The following is a 6173-nucleotide window of genomic DNA, read 5'->3' as shown; positions in this document are numbered from 1 at the left end:
ATCATGTAACCATCTGTAAAAACTGTTTGAGAACCTATCTCTAAATTTTGACCGTCAGTATAAAATTGCGCACGTAAATCAGGAGCACCTACACCGGGAAATTTATTCACCAGGGCTTTAGTGGTACGTAAACCCGACCAGCTATTATCAACACCATAATCGCTTGCCTTTGCTGTACCGCCAATTGGGGCATGCGTTAAAAATGTTGTGCCACCATAGTTTTGTGTAAAGTTGCCATCATAATTGATGGTAAAAATAAACTCGCTGGTATTTAAATTATTATCAGCCAACATTAATTCGCTGTACTTATTTATTAACGAATAACCGGCACCAATAACTTTTGAACTGTACGTAATAGCATCAGTACTTCTATCGGTACCAGTATACACTTTTGCATTTAAATAAAGCCTTGCTAAAAGCGACCAGGCAGCAGCTTTATCAGCACGGCCATATTCGTTGGTTTTTGCAGCAGCTAAGTTTGGTTCGATGGCTTTTAATTCAGTTTCTATCCATGCAAATAATTCAGCACGACTTTTTTGTTTTGGATATGAACCTTGCGCTAAGGGAGTTTCATCAACAAATGGTGGCTTTGCAAAAACATCCATCATTACCGCATATTGGTAAGCCCTTAAAAAACGTGCTTCTGTCCTGAATAGTTTTACACTATCAGCACTTTTGCTGGTAATATTCCTTGAAGCAAGATTTGCATCGCTTGATTGCCTGATAAAATCGTTGGCAAGGGTAATTTGATACAAGCTCCTATAATATAAACCGGTAATGAAAGGGTTATTGGGTGTCCACACCATATTGTGAAAATCCTGGATTCCGATATCTCCCCATTGAATAACAGCTTCATCGGTCGGCAACTCTTCTGCCTTCCAATACAACCTTAAAAAATCAGAGGTTCCTGCATCAATCCCTTGAATATCGCCCGTGCCTGGCCCGTTACTGCCGGTTGTGGCAAAACTACCATACACCTTTGCCAGTACTTGTTTGTAGGCAGATGCGCTTGTAAATAAATTGGTACTATTAGTGCCATTAGTTGGTACAAGATCCAGCTTTTTTGTGCAGGAAGATAAACCTATCGCTACAACTCCAAAAAGCAGGAGCTTATTTTTCATGTTCTCTTTTATCATAAAAATATTTTTTTTAAATTTATTATTTATTAAAACCCAAGGTTAAATCCTAAAGATAAAATTCGGGGCCTGGCATAAAAATTATTATCTACCCCGCTATTAATTTCGGGATCGATACCTGTATATTTTGTGATGGTAAATACATTTTGCAAGTTGGCATTAACATGAAGGTTTGCTTTGCCGTTAAACACTTTGCCTAAAGCATAGCCGATGTTAATGATATCCATTTTTAAGAAAGAAGCATTTTGTACATAATAATCAGACAAAAAATATCTATCGCTTGTACCCTTAAAATTGGTGTATAAAACATTGGGAGTACCATTTCTTAAAACGGTATTGTTATTGGTAAAAATAGAACTGGTCCGGCCATTGTTAGCATCGCCATTATTGTACATATAATTTCCAATACTTGCCCGCATTACAAAACCTGCATTCCATTTTTTGTAAGAAAAATTACTGTTGAAACCCATGAACACAACCGGATCGGCATTTTTATATTGATACAAATCTTTATCGTTAATTACGCCATCCCTGTTTCTGTCAACAAACATATCTTCAATTGGTTTGCCTGCTGCATCATAAACTTGCTGATAAACATAAAATGAACCACGCAGCTGGTTAACAGAATTTATAAATAATGTAGCACCGGTACCAGGCAAACTAGTTCCATCAGGGTTGTATTTGTTGCCTGGGTTTGTAGGGTCTGACACGAAGGTTAATTTCTTAATTTTATTTTTGTTGTAGGCAACGTTAAAACCAAAATCAAGTGTCATATCTGTCTTACGGATTACCTGTGTATTGATATTTAATTCGATACCCTTGTTTTCCATGAGGCCTACATTAGATACATATTTATTAGCTGGGTTTGTACCCCCGGCAATATCTACCTGGTTTAATAAATCTGCTGTTTTCTTTAAGTAAACATCTATACTACCGGTGATGCGGTTATTTAAAAAACCAAAATCGATACCTGCATTTGAGGTGCCTGTTTGTTCCCATTTAATATTGGTATTATAGCCGCCTAAAGTATAACCTCTGTAAAAGCTATTGCCAAACTGATATTGCGAACTAACATCTGTAAGAAAGTAATTTATTACAGACGAATAATTTGCCAATCCATCCTGCTGGCCTGTGATGCCATAGGCAATTCGTACTTTAAGGTCTGATAAAACTGTTGAATTTTTCAGGAAAGATTCTTCCTTAACTTTCCATGCGATGGCACCGGAAGGAAATACGCCATACCTGTTATTGGTAGGAAACCTTGAAGAAGCATCTGTACGGATTGTACCTGTTAATAAATAACGCCCTTTGTAAGCATAATTTAAACGGCCGTAATAGGATATCAAAGTATTTTCAGGTTTATCGTACGGAAAGGCAGGCTGAGCGCCAGTTCCCTTAGGTGTACCATCTAAATAATAACTCCTGTAATTGTAAACGGTTTTTACAAAATTTTGAAAAGCATATCCACCCACTACATCAATACGGCTATTAATTTCTTTCAGGTCTTTGCCATAGGTAAGGTAAAACTCCAATAATTTATTGGCACTTGTTTCGTGCCCTTTACTTAAGTTACCACCATGAAATTTACCATCAATCGGACTAACGCTTCCTGAAAATTTATAACTATTAACAGCACTATCAGATGAGTAATAATTTTCTGTTCCCTTTGAAATATCATAACCAACATTTAAAGTGGCATGTAAATCAGGTAAAAAATGAAACTTATAATCAATCAGTGCATTGCCGATGCTGCGTTGAGAAACTGCGGTATGGCTATTTTGATTTAACAAACCAACCGGATTATTGGGTGCGCCGTTTCTTAAACCAGTAAAAGTATTATCCTGCAAATACTGATAATAACCACCATAGCGACTATTGCCACTATAAATGGGTTGTGTAGGGTTAAAGCTTAAAGCATTACTTACTAAACCATCAGGCGCATAATCGCTGTTTGAGTTGGAGCCTTTAAGATTAATATCTACTCTTAAATGATCATTTAAAAAATGTGGGCTTAAGTTTAAAGATGCCGCAGTTCTTTTAAGGCTATTATTTTTTTGAATACCATCCTGTGCATAATAACCAACAGAAGCACGGTATGGCATATTACCCAATGCACCGCTAACACTAAAATTATTATCAGTACCAAAAGCATTTCTGTAAATCTGGTCTTGCCAATCGGTGTTTGCAGTTCCTAAAAAAGGTATAAATGCTTTACCATCCGGGTTAGCGGTAGTAAGTGCCCTTAATTCATCAGCTGTTAAAACCGCTGCTTTTTTTACTAATTTAGAAGCAGAAGCAATGGTACTGAAATTAAATACAGGCTTTCCTTTTTTACCTTTTTTAGTGGTAATTAATATTACGCCGTTAGAAGCCCTTGAACCGTAGATAGCTGTTGATGATGCATCTTTTAAAATATTGAAAGATTCAATATCGTTTGGGTTTATGGTAGATAAAAAACTTGGTGCGCCTTTAACGCCACCTTCTACATCAACAGGTACGCCATCAATAACAATTAATGGATTGTTACTTGCATTTAATGAAGCTCCGCCTCTGATGCGGATAGAACTTCCGGTACCCGGGCCACCACCATTTGATATAACAGAAACACCTGCAGCTTTACCGGCAATTAATTGCTCGGGAGATGCAAAGACACCTTTATTAAAATCTTTTGATGAAACTGTAGAGACTGACCCTGTAAGATCTTTTTTCTTTACTGAGCCATAACCTACAACTACAACATCGTTTAATTGTTGGCTACTGCTAACAAAACTAACATCTACACTCGCTCCGTTGATGGTTTGTTCCTGACGGGCAAATCCAACTGAAGTAAATACCAAAGTTGTTGCACCTGCAGGCGCAGTAATTTTGTAAGTACCATCGTTACTTGTTTGTGTAGATACCTTTGTACCTTTTGCGGTTACCGTAACCCCTGATACCGGGCTTCCATCTTTAGAGTCGCGTACTTTTCCGGACATAACAGTTTGGCTAATGGCAGCTAATGATAGCAACATTACCGCAACTGTTCCTGAAAAAAATTGGAGCATTTTTTTCATGCTTTTTTTCATATGCATTTGTTTGCGTTTTTTTAAATGGGCAAATGAAATGCTTTACAGAAAATGCATGCTGCAGCCAAACCCTGAGAAAGCTGGCAAATAATCATACGCAGTCATTTTCGTTTAGCATTCCATAAAACAGCCATTATCGTTAGTAAAGTTTGTTTTTATGAAATGTGTAAAAAGTACACTATAGAATGTGTAATTTGTACACAATATACTGGTGTTTTTTAGATTAACAAATAAATGTTAAATATTTACTTGCTTTTTATTTTGCCAATTTTAACTACATCTTGTTGCACCAGGCATACAAATAATTTACTATTGTATACTTAACTATAAGTGCAATGCTAAAAAAATAAATGTTGGCTAGAAAGATTAGTTGCTATTTTTTTGACGCAAATATGCAGGTTGATGTTTGGATTTATTTAACGGCCAGTGGGCAAATTAAAAATACCCGTTTCATTTGTATATACTTAAAAATCAATCCCTCCCCATTTCTTCACTCTCTTTTCATACTTTTCGTAATTGAACTTGTACAATTTTCCGGGGCGGTGCGGTACGTCTTGTTCCATTTCGTTTAAATCAACCAATAGATCCATAGAAAAGAATTTCTTCCTAAAATTTCGCCTGTCAAGCTTGATATTTAATATTGCTTCGTACAAGTTTTGAAGGTCTCGCAGGGAGAATTTCTTTTGCAGTAAATTAAAGCCCAGTGGATGCTCCTGCACTCTTTTTTGCAATTTCTCAAAACAGTTATCAAATATTTGCTGGTGGTCAAATGCCAGGCCGGTTACATTCTTCACATCATGCCAATGCAATTCATTATCAAGTATGTTTAATTTATGGTGCTGCACATTTATAAGGGAACAATAAGTTACTGTAACTACCCTGCCAGCGGGATGGCGGTTAACAGTGCCAAAAGTATGTACCTGTTCCAAATAAACATCGCTTAGCCCGGTACGTTGCTTCAATATGCGGTATGCTGCCGCATCAAGGTCTTCTTTTGGAAAAACCAGGTCGCCCAGCAAAGACCATTTGCCTGAATATTTTTTTAAGTCACTTCTTATCAATAATACCTTAAGTGTATTTTCATCAAAACCAAAAATTACACAATCTACCGATAAGGCAATCCTATTAATGTTTTCTACCTCCGATTGTATGGCCTGAAGCGTTTTTGCAGTTTTTAATAGGACCAATTTTTCATCTGCCAGCATGGAATGATGTTTAAAAATGAACTTTCTATTTTATTATTGTTTTACTAATACTTATAAATAATGTGAAAATTATCTACAGGATTAAAAATACGTTATTGATTATTTTTTATAAAATGTACAGCATTGCCTTTTCCGTTTTGCTCCAGCCAGATAAAATAATTTCCATTGGTTAAATCATTTAATTGATTTGGCAATACCAACTGGTACTGGCCCGGCGTTTCCATTGCGCTAAAAAGAATTTTAAGCCGCTGCCCTAGAGGGTTTACCAAGGTCAAATTTACTATACCGGTCCCACGGATAAAATAATCAATTACTACCTGCCCAACAACAGGGTTTGGACTTATTTTTATTCCATATCCATCCTTTAAATTTCCAATTGCAGGAATATTAAAACCCGTTGTAAAAGTAGATTGTACATAATTGGTTGAAGGTGTTGCAGTACAATTTGAACTTACCCTCCAATCGTAATTTGTACCTGCCATTAAATTAGAAGCCGATACTGTTCCCGCAGTACTATTGTTAACTGCATTCATCCAAACAGATGTGCCGGTTTGTTTGTAGTCTACGGTATAAAATAAACCATTTAGATTGGTCCAGCTTAAGGTTACAGTATTGGTTGTAATGTTGGTAACATTTAATCCGGAAGCAGGGGTAACAGCATTACATCCTGTTAAACTAATGTACACATGGTATTCACCGGGTTGCAGTGTAATGCTTTGGGTTGCAGCACTAATATTAAAACTATCTTTTGCGCCATTTAAACCTGT

Annotated in this window: 4 protein-coding genes; all 4 read right to left on the bottom strand. The window is 36.5% G+C overall.

Annotated elements, in window-relative coordinates; translation table 11 throughout:
* On the bottom strand, positions 1-1121 hold a 1121-nt coding region (locus H7254_RS08515; protein ID WP_301932566.1), incomplete at its 3' end, for a RagB/SusD family nutrient uptake outer membrane protein.
* A gap of 44 nt (positions 1122-1165) precedes the next feature.
* Complete coding sequence (locus tag H7254_RS08510) at positions 1166-4189, bottom strand: SusC/RagA family TonB-linked outer membrane protein (RefSeq protein ID WP_301932565.1); 3024 nt, start codon at positions 4187-4189, stop codon at positions 1166-1168.
* Between the two features lie 476 nt (positions 4190-4665).
* Positions 4666-5406, bottom strand: coding sequence for an NUDIX domain-containing protein (locus H7254_RS08505; protein ID WP_301932564.1), 741 nt, complete (start codon positions 5404-5406; stop codon positions 4666-4668).
* Positions 5407-5498: 92 nt separating this feature from the next.
* A partial coding sequence (locus H7254_RS08500) for a fibronectin type III domain-containing protein (protein ID WP_301932563.1) occupies positions 5499-6173 on the bottom strand: 675 nt, incomplete at its 5' end.

Origin of the sequence: Ferruginibacter sp. (assembly GCF_014377975.1) — a bacterium.
Lineage (GTDB): Bacteria > Bacteroidota > Bacteroidia > Chitinophagales > Chitinophagaceae > Ferruginibacter.
Note: the sequence above shows the minus strand (reverse complement) of the source record. Positions and strands in the feature narration are given on the sequence as shown.